The sequence below is a fragment of the Leifsonia sp. NPDC102414 genome (assembly GCF_044765685.1).
Classification (GTDB): Bacteria; Actinomycetota; Actinomycetes; order Actinomycetales; family Microbacteriaceae; genus Leifsonia.
On the sequence record NZ_JBIWKN010000001.1, the window covers coordinates 120,919 to 143,496 of the forward strand.

The 22,578-nt window shown below is 69.0% G+C and carries 21 protein-coding genes and 1 tRNA gene; 14 read left to right on the top strand and 8 right to left on the bottom strand.

What is annotated here, in order from left to right:
- Positions 1 to 46 precede the first annotated feature (46 nt).
- Positions 47 to 1,042, bottom strand: coding sequence for an SDR family oxidoreductase (locus ACIRCZ_RS00540; protein ID WP_055891959.1), 996 nt, complete (start codon positions 1,040 to 1,042; stop codon positions 47 to 49).
- A gap of 96 nt (positions 1,043 to 1,138) precedes the next feature.
- Between ACIRCZ_RS00540 and ACIRCZ_RS00545 the strand changes: the two genes are divergently transcribed.
- A complete protein-coding gene (locus ACIRCZ_RS00545) occupies positions 1,139 to 2,326 on the top strand; it encodes a mechanosensitive ion channel family protein (protein WP_402848489.1) in 1,188 nt (395 codons plus the stop codon).
- Positions 2,327 to 2,348: 22 nt separating this feature from the next.
- Here the strand turns inward: ACIRCZ_RS00545 and ACIRCZ_RS00550 are convergent, their stop codons facing one another.
- A complete protein-coding gene (locus ACIRCZ_RS00550; protein ID WP_402848492.1) occupies positions 2,349 to 3,077 on the bottom strand; it encodes an alpha/beta fold hydrolase in 729 nt (242 codons plus the stop codon).
- Between the two features lie 236 nt (positions 3,078 to 3,313).
- Between ACIRCZ_RS00550 and msrB the strand changes: the two genes are divergently transcribed.
- Together msrB and msrA are read left to right on the top strand one after the other, a co-directional pair.
- Entirely contained in the window at positions 3,314 to 3,775 is a 462-nt protein-coding gene (gene msrB, locus ACIRCZ_RS00555) for a peptide-methionine (R)-S-oxide reductase MsrB (RefSeq protein ID WP_055891965.1), read from the top strand.
- Positions 3,772 to 4,308, top strand: coding sequence for a peptide-methionine (S)-S-oxide reductase MsrA (gene msrA, locus ACIRCZ_RS00560; protein ID WP_055891968.1), 537 nt, complete (start codon positions 3,772 to 3,774; stop codon positions 4,306 to 4,308). The genes msrB and msrA overlap by 4 nt, the downstream gene beginning before the upstream one ends.
- Positions 4,309 to 4,367: 59 nt before the next feature.
- Here the strand turns inward: msrA and ACIRCZ_RS00565 are convergent.
- Both ACIRCZ_RS00565 and ACIRCZ_RS00570 read right to left on the bottom strand, forming a co-directional pair.
- Positions 4,368 to 4,443, bottom strand: a tRNA-Arg gene (locus tag ACIRCZ_RS00565).
- Positions 4,444 to 4,502: 59 nt separating this feature from the next.
- Positions 4,503 to 5,123 (bottom strand): hypothetical protein, encoded by a 621-nt coding sequence (locus tag ACIRCZ_RS00570; RefSeq protein WP_055891971.1) that lies wholly within the window; start codon positions 5,121 to 5,123, stop codon positions 4,503 to 4,505.
- 157 nt (positions 5,124 to 5,280) lie between these two features.
- Here ACIRCZ_RS00570 and argS point away from each other — a divergent pair, with 157 nt between their 5' ends.
- The 8 genes from argS to prfA all read left to right on the top strand — a co-directional run bounded on the left by argS (position 5,281) and on the right by prfA (position 16,402).
- The gene (gene argS, locus ACIRCZ_RS00575; RefSeq protein WP_402848497.1) at positions 5,281 to 6,960 is read left to right on the top strand and encodes an arginine--tRNA ligase; all 1,680 of its coding nucleotides are present in this window, start codon (positions 5,281 to 5,283) and stop codon (positions 6,958 to 6,960) included.
- Between the two features lie 9 nt (positions 6,961 to 6,969).
- A complete protein-coding gene (locus ACIRCZ_RS00580; RefSeq protein WP_402848500.1) occupies positions 6,970 to 7,761 on the top strand; it encodes a DUF2993 domain-containing protein in 792 nt (263 codons plus the stop codon).
- A 173-nt stretch (positions 7,762 to 7,934) separates the two neighbouring features.
- On the top strand, positions 7,935 to 9,350 hold the full coding sequence (gene lysA / locus ACIRCZ_RS00585) for a diaminopimelate decarboxylase (RefSeq protein WP_402848503.1): 1,416 nt from the start codon (positions 7,935 to 7,937) through the stop codon (positions 9,348 to 9,350).
- Complete coding sequence (locus ACIRCZ_RS00590) at positions 9,347 to 10,720, top strand: homoserine dehydrogenase (RefSeq protein ID WP_055891983.1); 1,374 nt, start codon at positions 9,347 to 9,349, stop codon at positions 10,718 to 10,720. The genes lysA and ACIRCZ_RS00590 overlap by 4 nt, the downstream gene beginning before the upstream one ends.
- Complete coding sequence (gene thrC, locus ACIRCZ_RS00595; RefSeq protein ID WP_402848506.1) at positions 10,720 to 11,826, top strand: threonine synthase; 1,107 nt, start codon at positions 10,720 to 10,722, stop codon at positions 11,824 to 11,826. The genes ACIRCZ_RS00590 and thrC overlap by 1 nt, the downstream gene beginning before the upstream one ends.
- Complete coding sequence (thrB, locus tag ACIRCZ_RS00600) at positions 11,823 to 12,782, top strand: homoserine kinase (RefSeq protein WP_055891991.1); 960 nt, start codon at positions 11,823 to 11,825, stop codon at positions 12,780 to 12,782. The genes thrC and thrB overlap by 4 nt, the downstream gene beginning before the upstream one ends.
- A gap of 219 nt (positions 12,783 to 13,001) precedes the next feature.
- Entirely contained in the window at positions 13,002 to 15,215 is a 2,214-nt protein-coding gene (gene rho / locus ACIRCZ_RS00605; RefSeq protein WP_402848509.1) for a transcription termination factor Rho, read from the top strand.
- 110 nt (positions 15,216 to 15,325) lie between these two features.
- Positions 15,326 to 16,402: a peptide chain release factor 1 gene (prfA, locus tag ACIRCZ_RS00610; protein WP_055891997.1), complete on the top strand. Its 1,077-nt coding sequence runs from the start codon at positions 15,326 to 15,328 to the stop codon at positions 16,400 to 16,402.
- 84 nt (positions 16,403 to 16,486) lie between these two features.
- Here the strand turns inward: prfA and epsC are convergent, their stop codons facing one another.
- On the bottom strand, positions 16,487 to 17,059 hold the full coding sequence (epsC, locus tag ACIRCZ_RS00615; RefSeq protein ID WP_402848513.1) for a serine O-acetyltransferase EpsC: 573 nt from the start codon (positions 17,057 to 17,059) through the stop codon (positions 16,487 to 16,489).
- 6 nt (positions 17,060 to 17,065) lie between these two features.
- Positions 17,066 to 18,004, bottom strand: a complete 939-nt coding sequence (cysK, locus tag ACIRCZ_RS00620; RefSeq protein ID WP_402848516.1) for a cysteine synthase A — start codon at positions 18,002 to 18,004, stop codon at positions 17,066 to 17,068.
- Positions 18,005 to 18,116: 112 nt separating this feature from the next.
- Between cysK and prmC the strand changes: the two genes are divergently transcribed.
- On the top strand, positions 18,117 to 18,995 hold the full coding sequence (gene prmC / locus ACIRCZ_RS00625) for a peptide chain release factor N(5)-glutamine methyltransferase (RefSeq protein WP_402848519.1): 879 nt from the start codon (positions 18,117 to 18,119) through the stop codon (positions 18,993 to 18,995).
- 12 nt (positions 18,996 to 19,007) lie between these two features.
- Here prmC and ACIRCZ_RS00630 read toward each other — a convergent pair whose 3' ends face one another.
- Positions 19,008 to 19,952: a TetR/AcrR family transcriptional regulator gene (locus ACIRCZ_RS00630; RefSeq protein WP_402848522.1), complete on the bottom strand. Its 945-nt coding sequence runs from the start codon at positions 19,950 to 19,952 to the stop codon at positions 19,008 to 19,010.
- Between the two features lie 120 nt (positions 19,953 to 20,072).
- On the opposite strand from ACIRCZ_RS00630, the gene ACIRCZ_RS00635 reads away from it, so the two are divergent.
- Together ACIRCZ_RS00635 and ACIRCZ_RS00640 are read left to right on the top strand one after the other, a co-directional pair.
- Positions 20,073 to 21,005: an ATP-binding cassette domain-containing protein gene (locus tag ACIRCZ_RS00635; protein WP_402848525.1), complete on the top strand. Its 933-nt coding sequence runs from the start codon at positions 20,073 to 20,075 to the stop codon at positions 21,003 to 21,005.
- Positions 21,002 to 21,820, top strand: a complete 819-nt coding sequence (locus tag ACIRCZ_RS00640; protein ID WP_055892016.1) for an ABC transporter permease — start codon at positions 21,002 to 21,004, stop codon at positions 21,818 to 21,820. The genes ACIRCZ_RS00635 and ACIRCZ_RS00640 overlap by 4 nt, the downstream gene beginning before the upstream one ends.
- Before the next feature lie 80 nt (positions 21,821 to 21,900).
- Here ACIRCZ_RS00640 and ACIRCZ_RS00645 read toward each other — a convergent pair whose 3' ends face one another.
- Positions 21,901 to 22,542: an HAD family hydrolase gene (locus ACIRCZ_RS00645; protein WP_402848529.1), complete on the bottom strand. Its 642-nt coding sequence runs from the start codon at positions 22,540 to 22,542 to the stop codon at positions 21,901 to 21,903.
- Between the last annotated feature and the right edge of the window lie 36 nt (positions 22,543 to 22,578).

Genomic DNA, 22,578 nt, shown 5'->3' on the forward strand with positions numbered 1-22,578 from the left:
CGGAGCCGGCTCACCGGCCCGAGCCGGTTCACCGGCCCGAGCCGGCTCACCCGAAGGCGCGGGCGTGCTCCACGAGACGGTCGAACGACGCATCCAGATCGGGGTCGAGACGCTGCCTCGACGCGTCGGCGAGGAACCACTCGACGATCTCGCCTGCACCCGTCGCGAACGGCACGCGCGCCCGGAACTCCGGCACGAGCGCCTTCACCTTGCTGTTGTCGAAGACCATCGAGTTGGCCTTGTCGCCGATGAGCCCAGGACCCAGCTCCGGCACGACGGCGGCGATCGACGCGCTGGAGACGTGCACCAGCTCCGCCTCGACGCCGAGGCCCTCCGCCAGATAGCAGTAGATCTGGTTCCAGGTCGGCGCCTCGTCGGACGTGATGTGGAACGCCTCACCGACCGCCTCCGGGCGCCCGAGCAGGCCGACGTACGCCACCGCGAAGTCGGTGTTGTGCGTGATGGTCCACAGGCTGGTGCCGTCGCCGTGCACCACGACGGGCGCTCCGCGACGCATCCTGGCCAGATCGGTCCAGTGCCCGCTGGTCGGGATGGAGGTGCGGTCGTAGGTGTGCGACGGACGAACGATCGTGACGGGGAATGCGCGCTCGCGGTACGCCTCGACCAGCAGGTCCTCGCAGGCGATCTTGTCGCGCGAGTACTGCCAGAACGGGTTGCGCAGCGGCGTCGACTCCGTGACGGGCAGGCGAGACGGTGGCGTCTGGTACGCAGACGCCGAACTGATGAACACGTACTGCCCGACTCTGCCCTCGAACAGCCGGAAGTCGGTCTGGATGTGCTCTGGCGTGAACGCCAAAAACTCCGACACAACGTCGAAGCTGCGCTCGCCGAGCACGGCGTGAACGCTCTCCGGCTCGCGGATGTCCGCGTGCAGCACTTCCACCCCATCCGGCAGCGGCCGCACCCCGGAACTGCCGCGGTTGATGACGGTCACCTCGTGTCCCGCCTCGAGCGATCGGGCGACACAGGCGGAGCTGATGACCCCCGTACCGCCGATGAAGAGTGACCGTGTCGCTGCCATGCGTGCTCCTCGCTTCGTCGTCGATTTCCCCCAGAGGTCTCAGCGTAGCCCGCGCGTACACTCCGGGGCACACCCGATCCTCCGAAGGGAGCACCCGTGTTCGTCCTGCGTTCCTGGCCAGGTCTCGCCATCGCCTGCGTCGCCGCGATCATCGCCGCCGTGCTGGTCACCGCCGTCGTCGGAGGCATCTTCCGCGCCATCGCGCGGCGGAAGGGGTGGGCTGCCATGCTGATCGCGCGGGCGCGCATCCCGTTCGGCATCCTGCTGATGGTGATCGTGCTGTGGATCGCGGTGGCCATCACCCTGCCCGCCGATGTTCCTGCGGGGTGGAGGGACGCGATCCACCACACCTTCCTCATCCTCACCATCGCCGCGGGCGTCTGGTTCGCGGCGGCGCTCGCGGTCTACGTCGAGGATCTGGGGCTCGCCCGCTATCGGCTGGATGTGCCGGACAACCGCTACGCGAGGAAGGTGCGCACGCAGGTGCTCATCATCCGGCGGCTCACCATCGTGGCGGCGGTCGTCGTCGGTCTCGGCGCGATCCTGCTGACCTTCCCCGCTCTGCAGGCGGCGGGGGCGAGCATCCTGGCCTCTGCCGGCGTCATCGGGATCATCGCCGGTGTCGCAGCCCAGTCGACGCTCGCGAACCTGTTCGCCGGGCTGCAGCTCGCGTTCAGCGACGCCATCCGGATCGACGACGTGGTGGTGGTGGAGCAGCAGTGGGGGACCATCGAGGAGATCACCCTCACCTACGTGGTCGTGCACATCTGGGACGACCGCAGGCTGGTGCTGCCCTCCAGCTACTTCACCACCAAGCCGTTCGAGAACTGGACGAGGCAGCACAGCGAACTGCTGGGCTCCGTCGAGTTCGACCTCGACTGGCGGGTGTCGCCAGGCGGGATGCGCGCTGAGCTCAACCGGGTGCTCGCCACGACCGATCTGTGGGACGGCCGCACCGGGGTGCTGCAGGTGACGGATGCGGTCTCCGGCTGGGTGCGCGTGCGCGTTCTGGTGACGGCGCGGGATGCTCCGACCCTGTTCGACCTGCGCTGCCTGGTGCGCGAACGCCTCATCGACTGGATGCAGCGCTACAGTTCAGCATCGCTCCCGCGCACCCGCGTGGAGATGGTGGAGCCGCCGGAGCAGCAGACCCCTCCGCCACGCGCCAGAGCGCAGCAGGAGGCCCGCCTCTTCAGCGGCACCCCGGACGGGGAGCAGCGGGCGGCGCAGTTCACCGAGTCCATCCCGATCCTCCGCGAGGAGGACCTGGACGGCACCCGATGACCAGCGCGCCGTCGCCTCCTGCTCAGCTCACCGCATCCACGGCGGCGAGGATCGCGTCGAGCGCCGCCTGCGGCTGCGACACCATCGACACGTGCGACGCGGCCACCTCAGTGATGGTCGAGCCTGCACGTTCGGCCATGCTGCGCTGGGTCGCGGGCGGGATCACCTTGTCCTCGGTGCCGACGACGGCCCAGCTCGGCAGGCTGCGCCAGGCCGGCGCTCCGACAGGCGTGGTGTTCGCGCCGAGGGTGATCGGGCGCTGGCCGGCGACGATGAGCAGCCTGTCGGCCTCCGGAAGGTCCTGCGCGAACGCGGTGTGCACTGTCGCCGGCTTGAGGAACGCCTCGGCGTCGCCGTCCGGCGAGCCTGGGTAGCCCGCGATGTCGAGCACCGCCGTCGGGTCGGGCACGTCGAGCGCGGAGCCGGAGCCGCCGAGGATCGAGAACACGGTCTCGCCCTCCTCGGGGATGAACGCATCCACGTAGACGAGTGCCTTCACGTCGCCTCCGCCGAGCCCTGCGCCGCTGATCACCACGCCGCCGTACGAGTGGCCGACGAGCACCACCGGCCCCGTCGTGCGCTGGGCGACGAACGAGGCGACGTACGCGGAGTCGCTGATCGGGTTGCGCAGGAGGTTGGTGGGCGCGAGCACGTCGAAGCCCTGCTGCTGCAGGGACGTGGCGACGGCGTTCCAGCTGGAGGCGTCGGCCCAGGCGCCGTGGACGAGGACGATGGTGGGTTTCGCGGACATGGAAGTTCCTTCGTTCGTGCCGGTCCGCGGCCGCTCCGATCGGGCTACCGCGTCGTCAGCGGTGGGTGTGATGGTGATGGAACGTGCACAGACTAGCCCCGCGGGATGAACGCCTGGTAGAGCATCCATTGCCAGCAAACCCACAGTTTCACCGGGACCAACCGCGCGGCGGTCCGTGTTCTATCCACTGACGGCCCAGCAGCCAGCTGCGCCGGAACCCCGTCGAGGAGGACCACGTGTCACACGATTACCGCAAGACCCAGGATGCCGTCTCCCGCCTGACCCCCGAGCAGTACGCCGTCACGCAGCAGGAGGCCACGGAGCCCGCTTTCCGCAACGAGTTCTGGAACAACAAGGAGGCAGGTCTCTACGTCGACATCGTCTCCGGTGAGCCGCTGTTCGCCTCGGTGAACAAGTACGACAGCCGTTCCGGCTGGCCGAGCTTCACTGTGCCTGTCGACCCGGCCAACATCGTCGAGAAGCGCGACAGGACCTTCGGCATGGTCCGCACAGAGGTCCGCTCGGCCCACGGAGACAGCCATCTCGGCCACCTGTTCGACGATGGCCCAGCAGAAGAGGGAGGATTGCGGTACTGCATCAACTCCGCCGCCCTCCGTTTCATCCCGCTCGCCGACCTCGACACCGAGGGATACGGCGACTACCGTCACCTGTTCGAGAATGAGGAGGTCACCCGATGACCGACGCAACACCCACAACGCCTCGCACCGAGAAGGCCGTCCTCGCAGGCGGCTGTTTCTGGGGAGTGGAGGACCTGATCCGCAAGCGCCCCGGCGTGCTCGACACCCGCGTCGGCTACACAGGCGGCGACGTGCCGAACGCGACGTACCGCAACCACGGCACCCACGCCGAGGCCCTGGAGATCATCTTCGACCCGTCGAAGATCAGCTACCGCGACCTGCTGGAGTTCTTCTTCCAGATCCACGATCCGTCGACGAAGAACCGCCAGGGCAACGACGTGGGCACCAGCTACCGCTCGGCGATCTTCTACGAGAACGACGAGCAGCGCCGCATCGCTGAGGACACCATCGCCGACGTCGACGCCTCCGGTCTCTGGCCCGGCCCCGTCGTCACCGAGGTCGAGCCCGCCGGCCCGTTCTGGGAGGCGGAGCCTGAGCACCAGGACTACCTGGAGCGCATCCCGTGGGGGTACACCTGCCACTACGTGCGCCCGGACTGGAAGCTCCCGCGCCGCGAGGACGTCGCGTCGTAGCGCGCACCGCGTCGCACGCACAGAGGCCGCCCCGGAATCGGGACGGCCTCTGTGGTTTCTGGTGCCCCCAGTAGGATTTGAACCTACGGCCTTCTGCTCCGGAGGCAGACGCTCTATCCCCTGAGCTATGGGGGCCAGGGAGTGCCCATCCAGGCTAGCATCCCGCACGCGCGCCCTGTGACGCGCTCCCGCGCCTACTTCGGCACGTTGGCGAGGATGTCCTGCAGCAGGGGAGCGGCGTCGCCAGGTTCGAAGAATGCCGTCGACTCGGCGACGATCCAGTATGCGCCGCGGAAGACCTGCACCTGGCCGGCGGTTCCCTGCTTGAAGTAGCCCTCGACCTCCGGGGGAACGCCGTACGTCGGCACGGGGGTCGCGGCGGTGACCGCGGCGTTCTTCAGGCCTTCGAGCTCGCTCGCAGGCGGCTGCGCGATCGCGACCTCGATCACATCGCCGCTGGTCTGGTTCTGCCACGCGCAGGTGGCGCCCTTCCAATCGGCGATCTGTTTCTCGAGGCTGCCGTCCTTGGGCTGGTAGCCGGGGTCTGCGCCGAAGTTGGGGTTGTACGCGTACAGCTGGTCGGCCGTGACGATCTGGTCGCAGGTGAGCGTCACCGGCGTCGGCGGGTCGGTCGGCTTCTGTGTCGGCGTCGCGCTCGGCGCCGACGTACCCCCTGCGTTGTTCTGCGCCGGTGGCGTCGTCGCGTCGCCCGAGCTCTTCGACGGGGCGGCGCACGCGCTCAGCGCCAGCGTGCAGGCGAGGATCACCGCGACGGGCGCGGCGGCTCGGAGGGCGGTGCGGTGGTGCTTGGCCATGCGGTTTCGTTCTCCGTCGGATGGTCGGGATTCGATGAGAGAGGATGCGCGGCGGCGCACATCGCGACGACCCTATCAAGCCTCCTGGTGAGGACCGGCCGCCGTGGCCTGTTCGTTAGGCAATCGATGCAGCCGGTGCCCGGTAGAATCGTTCACCGTGACTCCTGCTGACCTCTCCGCCGCCCTGCTCGACATCGTGACCTCCGTTGTCGACGCGCGACGACAGGGAGCCGGCGACGACGCGGCGCCCGTCGTCGTCACCATCGACGACGTTCCCCTGGAGCGCCCGAAGAACCGCGACCACGGCGACTGGGCGTCCAACGTGGCCATGCGTCTCGCCAAGAAGGTGGGCGCCAACCCGCGCGAACTCGCCACCGAGATCGCCGAGGCCGCCGCATCCATCGACGGTGTCGCCTCCGCGGAGGTCGCCGGTCCAGGGTTCATCAACTTCCGGTTGGATGCTGCTGCCGCCGGTCTGCTCGCGAAGACCATCGTCGAGGCCGGTGACGAGTACGGCAACGGCCACCTCTACGACGGCCTGCTGGTCAACCTGGAGTTCGTCTCCGCCAACCCGACCGGCCCCATCCACATGGGCGGCGTGCGCTGGGCGGCCGTCGGGGACAGCCTCGCCCGCATCCTGCAGGCCGAGGGCGCGGACGTCACCCGCGAGTACTACTTCAACGACCACGGCTCGCAGATCGACCGGTTCGCCCGCAGCCTGCTCGCCGCATACCTCGGAGAGCCGACCCCGGAGGACGGCTACGGCGGAGCGTACATCGGCGACATCGCAGCGCAGGTGGTCGAGCGCTTCGACGGCGACCTCTCCGCTCTGTCGCGCGAGGAGCAGCAGGAGGTGTTCCGCTCCGTCGGCACCGAGCTGATGTTCGCCGAGATCAAGGAGAAGCTGCACGGCTTCGGCGTCGACTTCGACGTCTACTTCCACGAGGACTCGCTGCACGAGTCCGGCGCCGTCGAGCGCGCGATCGAGCGCCTGCGCGAGCAGGGTCACATCTTCGAGGAGGACGGCGCCGTCTGGCTCCGCACCACCACGTTCGGCGACGACCGCGACCGCGTCATCATCCGTTCCAACGGCGAGCCCGCGTATATCTCCGGCGACCTCGGCTACTACCTGAACAAGCGCGAGCGCGGCTTCGAGCAGAACCTCATCATGCTCGGCGCAGACCACCACGGTTACATCGGCCGCCTGATGGCCGCCGTCGAGGCGTTCGGCGACGTCCCCAACGTCAACCTGCAGATCCTGATCGGCCAGATGGTCAACCTGGTGCGCGACGGCGAGCCTGTCAAGATGTCCAAGCGCGCGGGCACCATCGTCACCCTCGACGACCTGGTGGATGCGGTGGGCGTGGATGCCGGCCGTTACGCCCTCGTGCGCTCCTCCAGCGACTCGCAGCTCGACATCGACCTCGACCTGCTGAGCAAGCGCAGCAACGAGAATCCCGTCTTCTACGTGCAGTACGCGCACGCCCGCACCCGCTCCGTCGCCACCAACGCGGCAGCAGCGGGCGTGGACCGCAGCGCGTTCGCGCCGGAGCTGCTCACGCACGAGAGCGAGTCCGCCCTGCTCGGGGGTCTGCAGGAGTTCCCGCGGATCGTCGCCCAGGCGGCCGAGCTGCGCGAGCCGCACCGGGTCGCCCGCTACATCGAGGAGCTCGCCGGGCTGTACCACACCTGGTATGCCGCGACCCGCGTCATCCCGCTCGGCGACGAGCCCGTCACCGACCTGCACCGCACCCGCCTGTGGCTGAACGACGCCACCGGCCAGGTGATCCGCAACGGCCTCGGACTGCTCGGGGTCTCCGCTCCGGACAGAATGTAGCTCCGAACGATGACAGACGTGCAGTCCACCGACGTGATCGCCGGCACCGTCCCGCCGCCCAAGCGGCGGCGTACGCTGCGCCTGGTGCTCTGGATCCTCATCCCGATCGTCGCGCTCGTCGCACTGTTCTTCATCGCGGACGCCATCGTGCGCTCTGTGGCTGAGCAGCGCATCTCCGCCGAGGTGGAGAAGAGCCTGCCCGCAGAGGTGAAGGGCGACGTCTCGACGCACATCGGCGGCGTCTCGGTGCTGCAGCAGTATCTGAGCGGCCGGTTCGAGAAGGTCGTGCTCGACGCCCCGAAGCTGGCGGTCAACGGTTCGCCTATCGACGCGACGATCACGGCCACCGGCGTCCCGTCCGACTTCTCCAAGCCCGTCCAGTCGATCGCTGGCTCCCTGACGATCTCGCAGACCTCGCTCAACAAGCTCGTCACCGTCCCCGGCGTCGACGGCGACCTCGCCCTCGGCAATGGAACGCTGAGCTACGACGGCACCGCGTCGCTCCTCGGCCTGCCGATCGGCTACCAGGTCACCGTCGCCCCGGAGGCGGCGGGCAAGACCGTGAACCTGCAACCGGTGGATGCGAAAGTCACCACGGGCGGCTCAGGCGCCCTCGACCTCTCCACGCTGGTCAAGGCGCTGACCAACCGCGGCCCGATCCCGGTCTGCGTCGCCCAGTACCTCCCGGACGGCGTCCTGGTGAACGACATCGCGATCACGAAGGGCTCTGCCACCGTGACGCTGAACGCCGAGCAGTTCGTGGTGAACGAGAAGTCACTGAAGAGCAAGGGGAGCTGCTGAGGCGGTTCAGCCGGTCTGCTCATCTGCACGTCTGCCGCACGGTCGTAACACGGACGAACCCACCGTCCTGCCCCCGATAGACTTCCGGTACTTCTCCACCGGCTTCAGGGACCAATCCGGGTCCGCTCGCCTCCGAGAGATCCCCACTCGATTCATTCCGTGAGGTTTTCCCTGTGGCTTCTGTGTCCAATCCACTCGCCCCCGGCTGGCTCGCCGTGCCCGGCGACGCCAACGACCTGCATCCCGGCCTGTGGTCGCGCACCGTGGCCAGACAGGACGGGGAGCTCGTCGTCGGCGGTGTCATCGCCACCGAGCTGGCCGCCAGGTACGGTACCCCCGTCTACATCGTCGACGAGGTGGATGCGCGGGAGCGCGCCGCCGAGGTCCGTTCCGCTCTCGCCGGCGCCTTCGAGCGCGTCGGCGGCTCTGCGAAGGTGTACTACGCGGGCAAGGCGTTCCTCAGCATCGAGGTCGCCCGCTGGATGGCGGACGCAGGGCTCAACATCGACGTGTGCAGCGGAGGGGAGCTCGCCGTCGCGCTCGCAGCCGGAGTCGCCCCCGAGCGGCTCGGCTTCCACGGCAACAACAAGTCGCTCGCCGAGATCGACAGGGCCGTCTCGATCGGGGTCGGAGCGATCATCATCGACAGCCTGCAGGAGATCGACAGGGTCGCGGACGCCGCAGACAGACACGGGCGCATCCAGTCGGTGCGGCTGCGGGTCAACAGCGGGGTGCACGCTCACACGCACGCGTTCCTCGCTACCGCTCACGAGGATCAGAAGTTCGGGATCGGTCTTGCGGCAGCGCCGGACGCGGTCGCGCGCATCCGGAGCCGTGGCTCGCTGGACTTCCTCGGGCTGCACTGTCACATCGGCTCGCAGATCTTCGGGTCGGACGGCTTCGCGGAGTCCGCCGCGCGGCTCCTCGCCGTGCACACCGAACTGCTCGCGGACGGACCGGTGCCCGAGCTCAACCTCGGCGGCGGGTTCGGCATCGCGTACACCTCCGTCGACGACCCTGCGCCGATCGGGGAGCTCGCGGAGACCATCGCCCAGACCGTCGCATCGCGCTGCGCAGAGCTGGGCATCCCGCTGCCCGTCGTCGCGTTCGAGCCCGGCCGGTCGATCATCGGCACGGCGGGGCTCACGCTCTACACCGCTGGGACCACCAAGGATGTGCCCGTCGCGTTCCAGGACGACGGGGAGACCGCGATCCGCCGCTACGTGAGCGTCGACGGTGGCATGAGCGACAACGCGCGCCCAGCGCTCTACGGCGCGGACTACTCCGTGCGCATCGCCGACCGGGTGTCGGACGCGCCGGCCGAACTGGTGCGCATCGCGGGCAAGCACTGCGAGAGCGGCGACATCGTCGTGGACGCCGACTACCTGCCCGGCGACGTCGCCCCAGGCGACCTGCTCGCCGTACCGGCGACCGGCGCATACTGCTGGTCGCTCGCAAGCAACTACAACTATCTCGGCAGACCGGCCGTGATCGCCGTCCGCGACGGAGCGTCGCGGGTGATCGTGCGGGCGGAGACCGAAGCCGACCTGCTGTCGAGAGACGCCGCGTACGAAGGAGCACAGGCATGATCGAGTACCGCAACCTCCGGGTGGCCCTGCTTGGCGCGGGCTCCGTCGGCTCGCAGGTGGCGCGGCTGCTGCTCGAGCAGGGCGACGAGTTCGCCTCCCGGATCGGGGCGAAGCTCGAACTGGTGGGCATCGCCGTGCGCGACCTGGATGCGCAGCGCGACGTCGACCTGCCGCGCGAGCTGTTCACCACGGACGCGTCGTCGCTCATCCTCGGCGCCGACATCGTCGTGGAGCTGATGGGCGGGGTCGAACCTGCCCGGGGCTACGTGCTCCAGGCGCTCAACTCCGGCGCGGACGTCATCACCGCCAACAAGGCGCTGCTCGCCACCCACGGCCCCGAGCTGTTCGAGGCGGCGGAGCAGGTCGGCGCCCAGCTCTACTACGAGGCCGCCGTCGCCGGCGCCATCCCGATCATCCGCCCGCTGCGCGACAGCCTCGCCGGCGACAGGGTCAACCGCATCCTCGGCATCGTCAACGGCACCACCAACTTCATCCTCGACCGCATGGATGTGCACGGAGAGTCCCTGGCGGACGCCCTCGCCACCGCCACCGACCGCGGATACGCCGAGGCCGACCCCACAGCGGACATCGGCGGCTACGACGCGGCGCAGAAGGCGGCGATCCTCGCCAGCCTCGCGTTCCACACCACCGTGCCGCTGGAATCGGTCTACCGCGAGGGCATCACCTCCGTCACCACCGCGCAGGTGGACGCCGCCAGGGAGGCGGGCTCCGTCATCAAGCTGCTCGCGATCTGCGAGCGCCTGACCGACCCCGAGACGGGAGAAGAGGGCGTCTCCGCCCGCGTGTATCCCGCGCTGATCAGCCGCGACCATCCACTGGCCGCCGTGCACGGGGCGCACAACGCGGTGTTCGTCCAGGCCGCCGCCGCAGGCGACCTCATGTTCTACGGCGCGGGAGCAGGGGGAGTGGAGACGGCGTCCGCCGTGCTCGGCGACCTGGTCTCCGCCGCGCGCCGGCACGTCGTCGGTGGCCCGGGCGTCGCGGAGTCGACGCACGCGCAACTGCCCGTGCTCGACATCGGCCGCGTCGTCACCCGCTACCAGATCACTCTGGATGTGGCCGACCAGCCCGGCGTGCTCGCCGCCGTCGCGCGCATCCTGAGCGACGGCGGGGTGAGCGTCGAGACGGTGCAGCAGTCGGTGCCGAGCACCACGGGACCTGTTCCGCTCCCCGGCGCCGTCGTCATCGCGGGCAACGCTCCGGTTCACGGCAACGGCGCACCCACCGCTACCCTGGTTATCGGCACCCACGAGGCCGAGGAGGCCGCACTCGCGGCCACCGTGGAGGCTCTCGCGGCGAGCGACGCCGTGACAGCCATCTCATCCGTACTCCGAGTCGAAGGATCGTAATGCCCGAGAAAGCGAATAGTCGTCAGTGGCGGGGCGTCCTGCGTGAATACGCGGACCGCCTGAACATCACAGAGGCCACTCCGATCGTGACGCTCGGCGAAGGCGGCACTCCGCTCCTTCCCGCTCCCGCGCTCTCCGCGCGCACGGGTGCGAACGTGTTCGTCAAGTTCGAGGGCATGAACCCGACTGGTTCCTTCAAGGACCGCGGCATGACGATGGCCATCTCGAAGGCCGTCGAGCACGGTGCGAAGGCCGTGATCTGCGCATCCACAGGCAACACCTCTGCGTCGGCGGCCGCGTACGCGACGCACGCGGGCATCCAGGCCGTCGTGCTCGTGCCGGAGGGCAAGATCGCGATGGGCAAGCTCAGCCAGGCCATCGCGCACAACGCGCAGCTGCTGCAGGTGCAGGGCAACTTCGACGACTGCCTCGACATCGCCCGCGACCTCGCCACCAACTACCCCGTCCACCTCGTCAACTCGGTCAACCCCGACCGCATCGAGGGCCAGAAGACGGCGGCCTTCGAGGTCGTCGAGGTCCTGGGAGACGCACCGGACTTCCACATCGTCCCCGTCGGCAACGCGGGCAACTACACGGCGTACCACCGCGGATACACCGAGGAGCTGCAGCGCGGAGAGGCCACCAAGCTGCCCAGGATGTTCGGCTTCCAGGCAGCGGGCAGCGCCCCGATCGTCCTCGGCCAGCCGGTGAAGAACCCGGACACCATCGCCACCGCCATCCGCATCGGCAACCCGGCTTCGTGGGAGCTCGCGCTCAACGCCCGCGACGACAGCGACGGCTACTTCGGCGCGATCTCGGACGAGCACATCCTCGAGGCGCAGCGCATCCTGTCTGCCGAGGTCGGCATCTTCGTCGAGCCGGCGTCGGCGATCAGCGTCGCCGGACTGCTCGAGCGCTCAGCGGCCGGTGTGATCCCGGCCGGAGCGACGGTCGTCCTCACGGTGACCGGCCACGGTCTGAAGGACCCGCAGTGGGCGCTGCGCACGGCGGACGGCTCCGACGTGCAGCCGACCGTCGTCCCGGTCGACACCACCACCATCGCCGACGTGCTCGGTCTGGTGGCGGCCGAGAAGGCGAACGCGTGACCTTCCAGGCCGCCGACCTGAGCGGCCGTGCCGTCACGGTCAAGGTCCCGGCGACCAGCGCCAACCTGGGCCCAGGCTTCGACACCCTCGGCCTCGCGCTCGCGCTCTACGACGAGCTGCGGGTGTCCGTCCGCGACGAGCCTGGCGCGACCGTCGAGGTCATCGGCGTCGGTGCAGGCGAGGTGCCGACGGACGAGACGAACCTCGTCGTCCGCGCCATCGCGCACACCTTCGAGTCGGTCGGGCTCCCCATGCCCGGCCTCGACCTGGTCGCCCGCAACAGCATCCCGCACGGCAGGGGGATGGGGTCGTCCGGAGCGGCGATCGTGTCCGGCATCATGGCGGCCAAGGGGCTGCTGGAGGGCGTCGTCGACATCGACGCCCAGGGCCTCCTCGCCCTCGCCAACGACATGGAGGGCCACCCGGACAACGTCGCGCCTGCGCTCTTCGGTGGCCTGACGATCGCGTGGGTCACCCCGGAGGGTCCCCGGTTCAAGAAGCTGATCGTGCACCGCGGCGTCTCGCCGCTCGTGCTGGTTCCGCAGCACGTGATGTCGACGGCGCTCGCCCGCAGCCTGCAGCCGCAGTCGGTGCCCCACGAGGATGCGGTCTTCAACGTCTCGCGCTCCGCCCTGCTCGTCGCGGCCCTCATCCAGAGCCCAGAGCTGCTGCACGCAGCAACGGAGGACAAGCTCCACCAGAGCTACCGTGCCTCCGCGATGCCGGAGACCGACCGGCTGATCACGCTGCTGCGCGAGAACGGCTTCGCCGCCGTCGTCTCCGGCGCCGGCCCGTCCGTCCTCGTGCTCTGCAGCGACCCGAGCCAGCGGCTCGCCGCCGCGGAGCTCGCCGCCGCGCACTCGGAGACGCCGTGGCAGGCGCTCATGCTCGCGGTCGACTTCAAGGGCGCGACGGTGACGCAGTTCGCGAAACAAGCGGACACGCCGGCCGCCTAGCGTCAAGAGCAGCCCGGCAACAGTGGTAAACTGTGCGTGCACCCGCAGAAACCTCTCCATGAGCGAATCTGATCTTCGGGTGATTTCTAGCAATCATGCCGTCACTCCTACCTGTGCACCCGAGTACCTTTCGGTGACACCACAGAAGCGGTAGTTCATGTGACGAGTGCTCCAGAACGACGGCGAGAATCGCGCGTCGGGGGAAAGGAATCCTCTTCAGTGACTGATGTCGAACTCCACGCCGGGGGCGTGGACACCAGCGACCTGACCTCCCTCAAGGTGGCAGAGCTTCAGGCTCTCGCCGCCCAGTTGGGACTTCAGGGAGCGACCAAGCTTCGCAAGGGCGAGCTCGTTGCGGCCATCGCCGCAGCGCGCACGGAGGCCGCGGGTTCCGCGACCGCCGACGCCCCTGCTGCCGACTCCGCGGACGCACCCGTGGCCGGGCAGGAGAATGCACGCGCAGCATCCCAGGTGCTCATCGAGCCGCTCATCGCAGAGCCGGTCTCCGCTGAGCCGCACGTCGGCGAGGCCGTCCTGCCGGACGCAGCGCCCGCCGAGCAGGCGCCGCGTCGCCGTGGCTCCCGCCGCGCATCCAGTGCGGACGGAACGGGCATCGCAGCAGCGACGCACGTCAACACCGGCGCCACCGGCGTCGAGTCGCTCATCCCCGATGTGGATGCGCTGCTCGACTCCGCGCTCGCCAATCGCGAGTCCGCTGCTCAGCAGGCGACGGCTGGCGCAGAGGGCGACAAGCAGGCGGAGCAGGGCCAGGGTCAGGGGCGCAACCGCCGCCGCGGACGGGGTCAGGCCGGCGACCAGAACGCCCAGCAGGACCAGGGCGAGAAGGCCGAGAACGGTGCAGCCGCGCAGGACGCTGCTGACACGCAGGCCCAGGGCGACGCCCAGGGCGAAGGCGACCAGCAGCCCCGCCAGGGCCGCAACCGCAATCGGAACCGGAACAAGAACTCCCAGAACCAGGGCGGCCAGAACGGTCAGAACCAGGGCGGCCAGCAGGGCGGAGACGGCCAGCAGGCGCAGAACCAGCAGAGCCAGGGTCAGCAGGCCGACCGCGACGACCAGAAGCAGGGCGGCCAGAACGGCCAGCAGAACCGCAACGGTCAGCAGAACCGCAACGGCGGCCAGGACGCGAACCAGGCGGACGACCGCTCCGGCCGCAGCCGCTACCGCGACCGCAAGCGTCGCGGCGGCGTCGGCGCGGACGACTTCGAGCCGGAGATCAGCGATGACGACGTCCTCATCCCCGTCGCCGGCATCCTGGACGTGCTCGACAACTACGCCTTCGTCCGCACCTCCGGCTACCTGCCTGGCGCGAGCGACGTCTACGTCTCCCTCGGCCAGGTCAAGAAGTACAACCTGCGCAAGGGCGACGCCGTGGTCGGTGCAATCCGCCAGCCGCGCGAGGGCGAGAACAACGCCCGCCAGAAGTACAACGCGATCGTCAAGGTCGACTCGATCAACGGCCAGACCATCGAAGAGGCCGCCGGTCGCGTCGAGTTCGGCAAGCTGACCCCGCTCTACCCGCAGGAGCGCCTGCGCCTCGAGACGGAGCCCGGCAAGCTGACCCAGCGCATCATCGACCTCGTCGCCCCGATCGGCAAGGGCCAGCGCGGCCTCATCGTCGCGCCCCCGAAGGCCGGCAAGACGATCGTCATGCAGCAGATCGCGAACGCCATCACCACGAACAACCCAGAGGTGCACCTCATGGTCGTCCTGGTGGACGAGCGTCCCGAAGAGGTCACCGACATGCAGCGCACGGTGAAGGGCGAGGTCATCGCCTCCACCTTCGACCGCCCTGCGGAGGACCACACCACGGTCGCCGAGCTCGCCATCGAGCGCGCGAAGCGTCTGGTGGAGCTCGGTCACGACGTCGTCGTGCTGCTCGACTCGATCACCCGCCTGGGACGCGCATACAACCTGGCTGCTCCGGCATCCGGTCGCATCCTCTCCGGTGGTGTCGACGCCTCGGCGCTGTACCCGCCGAAGCGCTTCTTCGGCGCGGCCCGCAACATCGAGCACGGCGGATCGCTCACGATCCTCGCCTCTGCTCTCGTGGAGACCGGGTCCAAGATGGACGAGGTCATCTTCGAGGAGTTCAAGGGCACCGGCAACATGGAGCTCCGCCTCTCGCGTCAGCTCGCCGACAAGCGGATCTTCCCCGCTGTCGACGTCAACGCATCCGGCACCCGCCGCGAAGAGATGCTGATGGGCGCCGACGAGGTCAAGATCACCTGGAAGCTGCGTCGTGCCCTCGCCGGCCTCGACCAGCAGCAGGCGCTCGAGATCGTGCTCGGCCGCCTCAAGGAGACCTCGAGCAACGTCGAGTTCCTGATGCAGGTGCAGAAGTCGATGCCGGCGCCGGCCAACGGTCACGGCACCGCGCACTCGCACGGCCACGAGAACGACCACCGCTAGCTGAGGAGTGCCCGCCGACGTCGCCGCGCGCGATTGTCGACGGGCACTTTTCCGTTCCCGGACACGCTCGTCCCCCTCCAGAAAGCCCGACCCTTCCAGAAAGAAGTCCCATGTTCGAATCGGTGAACAGCCTGATCGCCGAGCACGACGACCTGCAGGAGCAGCTCGCCGACCCTGAACTGCACAGCGACCCCGTGCGCTCCAAGAAGGTCAACCGGCGCTACGCAGAGCTCAGCCGCATCGTCGCCGCGTACCACCAGTGGAAGCAGCTCGAGGACGACCTCGCCGCTGCCAAGGAGCTCGCGGCGGAGGATGAGGCGTTCGCCGAGGAGGTCCCAGGACTCGAGGCGAGCCTGGAGGAGTCGGGGGAGAAGCTGCGCAGGCTCCTCATCCCGCGCGACCCCAACGACAGCCGCGACGTCATCATGGAGATCAAGATGGGCGAAGGCGGGGCGGAGTCCGCGCTGTTCGCGGCCGATCTTCTCCGGATGTATCTGCACTACGCGGAGTCCAAGAAGTGGAAGACCGAGATCCTGGAGCAGACCTCCAGCGACCTCGGCGGCATCAAGGACGTCCAGCTCGCGATCAAGGGCTCGTCCAGCGATCCGGCGGAGGGGGTCTGGGCGCACCTCAAGTACGAGGGCGGCGTGCACCGTGTGCAGCGTGTCCCGGCGACCGAGTCGCAGGGGCGCATCCACACGTCGGCAGCCGGCGTGCTCGTCTTCCCCGAGGTGGACGAGCCGGAGGAGGTCGAGATCAACCAGAACGACCTCAAGATCGACGTCTACCGGTCGAGCGGCCCCGGCGGCCAGTCGGTGAACACCACGGACTCCGCCGTGCGCATCACGCACCTTCCGACGGGCATCGTCGTCGCCATGCAGAACGAGAAGAGCCAGCTGCAGAACCGCGAGGCAGGGATGCGCGTGCTGCGCGCCCGCGTGCTCGCCCGCCAGCAGGAGGAACTGGATGCGGAGGCCGCCGCCGTCCGCAAGAGCCAGATCCGCACGATGGACCGTTCGGAGCGCATCCGCACGTACAACTTCCCGGAGAACCGCATCGCGGACCACCGCACCGGGTACAAGGCGTACAACCTCGACGCCGTCATGAACGGCGCCCTGGAGCCCGTCATCGACTCCTGCATCGCCGCCGACGAGGAATCCCGCCTCGCCGACCTCGCCACCGACTAAAGAATCGACTCCGAAGTTGTTCAGGCGACACGCCGATGGCGAGCCTGAACAACCTCGGAGTCGATTGCGTGGGGACGGGCCTGGTCAGATGTAGATGGCCGGGTCGATCCAGTCGTCGCCGGGGATCTGCTCATGGCCCGTTCGCGGGCGCGCGCGGGCGGGGACGCCGGTGAGGACGGAGCCCTCAGGGGCGTCGTGGATGACGACGGCGTTCGCGCCGACGACACTGTGCGCCCCGAGCGTGATCGCGCCGAGCACCTTCGCACCGGCTCCGACGATCACGCCATTGCCGATGGTGGGATGCCGCTTGCCGTGACCTCTGCCCTTCCCGCCCAGCGTGACGCCGTGGTAGAGCATTACGTCGTCGCCGACGAACGTGGTCTCGCCGATCACCACGCCCATCCCGTGGTCGATGAAGAAGCGTCGGCCGATCGTCGCGCCCGGGTGGATCTCGATGCCGGTCAGGAACCGGGTGAACTGCGAGAGGAACCTGGCCGGCATCTTCAGGCCGGACCGCCACATCCGGTGCGCCAGACGGTACGACCAGATCGCGTGCAGCCCGGAGTACGCCGTGAAGACCTCGAAGCCGCTGCGCGCCGCAGGGTCGTGCTTGCGCGCGTTCGCGATGTCCTCACGGACGCGGGAGATGAACGCCAACGCCGGTCAGTCCAGCAGGTCGGCCCAGAGCGGGGTCGAGATGTAGCGCTCACCGGTGTCGCACACGACGGCGACGATGGTCTTGCCCGCGTTCTCCGGCCGCTTGGCCAGCTCGAGCGCCGCCCAGACGATCGCGCCCGACGAGATCCCGGCGAGGATGCCCTCCTCGCTGGCGAGCTTCTTGGCGATGTCGATCGCGTCGTCGAACGACGCGTCGATGACCTCGTCGTAGACGGTCGTGTCGAGGATCTCCGGCACGAAGTTGGCGCCGATGCCCTGGATCTTGTGCGGTCCGGGCTTGCCGCCGTTCAGGATGGGGGAGTCGATCGGCTCGACGGCGACCACCTGCACACCGGGCTTGCGCTCCTTGAGCACCTGGCCGACGCCGGTGATGGTGCCGCCCGTTCCGACTCCGGCGACGAAGATGTCGACGCCGCCGTCGGTGTCCTCCCAGATCTCCTCGGCCGTCGTCGCGCGGTGGATGGCCGGGTTGGCCTCGTTCGCGAACTGCTGCGCCCAGATGGCGTTCTCGGTGGTCGCGACGATTTCCTTGGCCTTCTCGACCGCTCCGCGCATCCCGTCGGGACCGGGGGTGAGGACGATCTGTGCACCGAACGCGCGCAACAGCACGCGGCGCTCCTTGCTCATCGTCTCCGGCATCGTGAGGATGACCGTGTATCCGCGGGCAGCGCCGACCATCGCGAGCGCGATGCCGGTGTTGCCGCTCGTGCCCTCCACGATCGTGCCGCCGGGGCGCAGCGCCCCTGCCTTCTCCGCCGCGTCGATGATGGCGACGCCGATGCGGTCCTTGACGCTGCCGGCCGGGTTGTAGAACTCCAGCTTGGCGAGCACGGTCGCCCCCGTGCCCTCCGCGATGCGATTGAGCTTGACGAGCGGGGTCTTCCCGACCGCTTCGGTGATGTTGTCGTAGACGTGACCTGTCATGGCTCTTCCTCGTTGACGCTGGTGGACGGTGTGAAAGCCTTACAACTCTATTCCGTCCGGGAGGGCAGCGGCCTGTGTGACGCCGCCTGACGTGCCGTAGGCTCGATGGGCCATGTCATCCGCAGCGCCAGCAGAGCCCACCGTCCGCGCCGTCCGCGACGAGGTCGTCGCGCTCCTCTCTCGCGCGGGCGTCCCCGACCCCGAGGTGGACGCCGACCTGCTGGTCGGCCACGTGCTCGGAGAGGGGCGCGGGAGGGTGCAGGCCCTCATCCACCTGGATGCGACGGTCGGGGATGCGGACGCGTCGCGCATCAGGGAACTGGCACAACGCCGCGCCACCAGGGAGCCGCTGCAGCACATCACAGGGAAGGCGCCGTTCCGCTCGCTGGAGCTCGCCGTCGGCCCCGGCGTGTTCGTGCCGCGACCGGAGACCGAGCATGTCGTGCAGTTCGCGATCGACGCGCTGCGCGCCGTGCCGAGTCCTGAGCCGATCGGCGTCGACCTCGGCACCGGAAGCGGGGCGATCGCGCTGGCGATGGCGACGGAGGTGCCGCACGCGCGCATCCACGCTGTCGAGAACTCGCCGGAGGCCTTCATCTGGGCGAAGCGCAACGTCGAGGAGTCCGGCGCGACCAACGCCCGTGTCGTGTTCATCGACCTGGCGGACGCGCTGCCGGAGCTCGACGGGACAGTCGACGTCGTCATCTCGAACCCGCCGTACATCCCCGCGGAGGCCATCCCGCGCGACCCGGAGGTGCGGCTGTACGACCCGCCTGCCGCGCTCTACGGCGGACAGGACGGGCTGGATGTGGTGCGCACGATCTCGCGCGTCGCCCGGCGCCTACTGCACGAGGGAGGGACGCTCGTGCTGGAGCACGGGGAACTGCAGGGCGCGGAGATCCGCGAACTGCTCACCGCGGACGGCTGGCGCGCCGCCGCGACGCACCGCGACCTCACCACGCGCGACCGCACCACGACGGCAGTCCGCTAGCGCTCCGCTCCGCTAGCCGCGGTCGCGCGCTCGGCGCTCCTCCTCCTTGGCCAGCCGCTCGCGCACCTTCGCGATGACCTCGCGCTCGCGCTTGCGCGCCTCCCGCAGCCGGGATTCCGCCTCTCTGCGCGCCTTGGCCGCCTCGCGGATCGCCTTGTCGTTCGGCACCGGCTCCGGGCGCGGCTCGTACGCCACGACCTCTTCGCCGCTGCGCCGCGACGCCACGTAGTGCTCGATGCCGTCCAGGATGCGTTCGAGCCCGAACGCGAAGTCGTCCTGCTCGTCCTCGCCCTCCGCGTCGCTGTATACGCCGGACAGCACCAGCGGTGCCAGGTTCGGGAATCGCTCCGGTGTGACCAGCTCCGCGAGGGCGGCGGTGAACGCCTCTCCGCGCTTCGGCGGGCCGTCGACCTGCCGCGACCTGGTCACATCCCGCTCAACGACGGCAGTGGCACGCGCATACGAGCTCAGCAGCAGCGCCGTCGACATCTTCTCCGGCTCGGTGAGCGGCAGGTCCTTCATCACCCGAAGGCCCCAGTCGAGCACCGCGAGGTTGTTCGGCATGAGCGGCATCCCGGAGATCGGGATGTCGGGGAACCACGGATGCGCCTGGATGACCTGGATGCTCGCCATCGCCCAGAGGCGCAGGCCGCTGCGCCAGTCCGTGTCCTCATCCTCTGGCGGGATCGGTACGGCGCAGACCGCGTCCTGCATCAGCGCGAGCACGTCGTCCTTGCTGGTGACATAGCGGTAGAGCGACATGGTGGTGAAGCCGAGTGTCGTCGCGATCTTGCTCATCGAGACGGCGGAGAGGCCCTCGTCGTCGGCGAGCTGGATCGCCGCATCCACAATCCGTTCGATGCTCAGCTCGCGCTTCGGCCCGCGCTGCGGACGCTCGGCGACGCCCCAGCTCAGCGCGACGGCGCGGGGGAGTGCTTCTTCGACAGCATCGGCCATGTCGCGCCCTTTCGGTTGTTGACACCCATCCTAGAACTGTGTATACCTTAAACAAAACCGTGTGCAGCATAAACAGTTTGCGTCGTACTCAATAAGACTCGACGCGGAAAGGAACCGATCATGACAGCTCAAGCGATCCAGATCGCCGGTCTCCGGAAGTCGTTCGGCGACCAGCGGGTGCTGGACGGCATCGACCTCACGGTCGCGGCGGGAAGCGTCTTCGCGCTTCTCGGGCCGAACGGCGCGGGCAAGACGACGCTCATCAACATCCTGTCAACGCTGGTCGCGCCGGACGACGGCGCTGCGAGCGTCTGCGGCCACGACGTCGTCCACGACAGAGAGGGCGTCAAACGCTCGATCAGCCTCACCGGCCAGTCCGCGGCCGTCGACGATGTACTCACCGGCGAGGAGAACCTGCGCATGATGGCGCGGCTCTCCGGATACACGGCGGCCGGCGCCCGCGCGCGGACGGCCGAGCTCATCGAGCGCTTCGACCTCGCCGACGCCGCCCGCAAGCGCGTCAAGGCGTACTCGGGCGGGATGCGCCGCAGGCTGGACCTCGCGCTCAGCCTGGTCGCCACGCCTCCCGTCATCTTCCTCGACGAGCCGACCACCGGCCTCGACACGCGCAGCAGGCAGGCGCTCTGGGCGATGATCCTCGACCTCGCGGCCCAGGGCATCACCATCCTCCTCACCACGCAGTATCTGGAAGAGGCCGACCAGCTCGCCGACCGCATCGCCGTGATCGACCGCGGCGTCGTCGTGGCGGAGGGAACCGCGGCGGAACTCAAGTCGCGCGTCGGGGGAGAAGTCGTCGAGCTGAGGGACGCGGACGACGAGATCGTCCGCGAACTGCCGACCGACGGCACCGTCCACGGACTGCGCGCCGCCATCGACCAGTTGGATGCGGCCGCCCTGCCAGGCGCGAGCGTCAGCATCCGCAAGCCCAGCATGGACGACGTGTTCCTCGCACTCACCTCCGGCGCAGCGACGCCGGCAGCCATCGCATCCACCGCATCCCGTGCAGCAGAAGAAATGGAGGTCACCCGATGACCGTCGCACTGGAGACCCGCACCACCGCCACCCAGGTCGCCACCGTCGACCGCGCCGTCTCCCGCCTGACCAGCACCGTTGTGTTCATCGGCAGGAGCCTGCGCCACACCGTCCGCAACGTCGAAGCTCTCACGATGGCGATCCTGCTCCCGATCATGTTGATGCTGCTGTTCACCTACGTGTTCGGCGGCGCGATCGACGGCGGGGGAGACTACGTGAACTACGTGGTCCCCGGCATCATCCTGCTCTGCGCGGGGTTCGGCTCGTCGAGCACAGCGGTCGACGTCGCCGACGACATGACGAACGGCATCGTCGACCGGTTCCGCACCATGCCGCTGCACGCCAACGGGGTCATCACCGGCCACGTGGTGGCGAGCCTGGTGCGCAACCTGCTGGCGACGGGCGTCGTCATCGGCGTCGCCCTGGCCGTCGGCTTCCGGCCGACCGCGAACGTCGCGGAGTGGCTCGGGGCGATCGGCGTCATCGCGCTGTTCATCCTCGCGATCACCTGGCTGTACGCTGCCATCGGCCTCGCTGCCAAGAACCCGACCGCGGCGAACGGCTACGGATTCGCCCTGCTGTTCCTGCCGTACCTGTCCAGCGCGTTCGTGCCGACGGACACGATGCCGAGCTGGCTGCAGTGGATCGCGGACAACCAGCCGATCACGCCCATCATCGAGACCATCCGCAGCCTGCTCTTCGGCACGGATGCCGGCACCAGGCCGCTCTGGGCGCTCGGCTGGTGCGTCGTCATCATCCTCGGCGCATACCTCTGGGCCGCCTGGCAGTTCCGCCGCAAGGCCGGCCGCCGCTGACCCCCTCCCCGAACAATCGAGCCGGGACTTGTGCACGCGACACGCCGAAGGCAGGCGTGCACAAGTCCCGGCTCGATAGTTCAGGAGGCGGGACGGGTGCGGGTGGCGAACGCGTGGATGGCGGCGCGGAGGCCGTCGGTGTCGAAGGTGCCGTCGTCGCGCTTGGTGAAGTGGAAGGCGTGCATCCCGGCCTCGCGGGCGCCCTCGACGTTGGCGAGGGAGTCGTCGAACAGGATCGCGTCGCCGGCTGCGACCCCGAAGCGGCCGAGCGCGCGGGTGTAGATGCGGCGCTCCGGCTTGCGGGCGCCGAGCACGGCGGAGACGAGGTCGTTGCCCTGCAGCACGTCGACGATCTCCGGCGTCAGCACGGGGAGCGAGTCCTTGAACGGGATCGGGTTGTTCGACAGCAGCGACACCGTGCCGAGGGTCGCGGCCTCGTGCAGAGCGTCGATCGAGCCCTGGATGGGCGTCATGGCGGCCTTCCTGGCCTCCTGCCACTGCTCGAGGGTGAGGCGGGCGCCTGTAACGTCGGCGAACGCATCCAGGTACTCTGCGCTGGTCGAGTACTCGCCGATCTCGGCCGCGCGCTCGAAGCCTCCCGCCCACCAGCTCGACGCCAGATGGTATTGGCTCACGCCGCCCAGGCTCGCCAGCGCAGGCAGGCGCTTGTGGAAGTCGTAGTCGTAGAGGGTCTTGTCGCAGTCGAAGAAGTAGACATCCATCACGACAAGTATCGACCTCCAGACAGGGAACGCCCT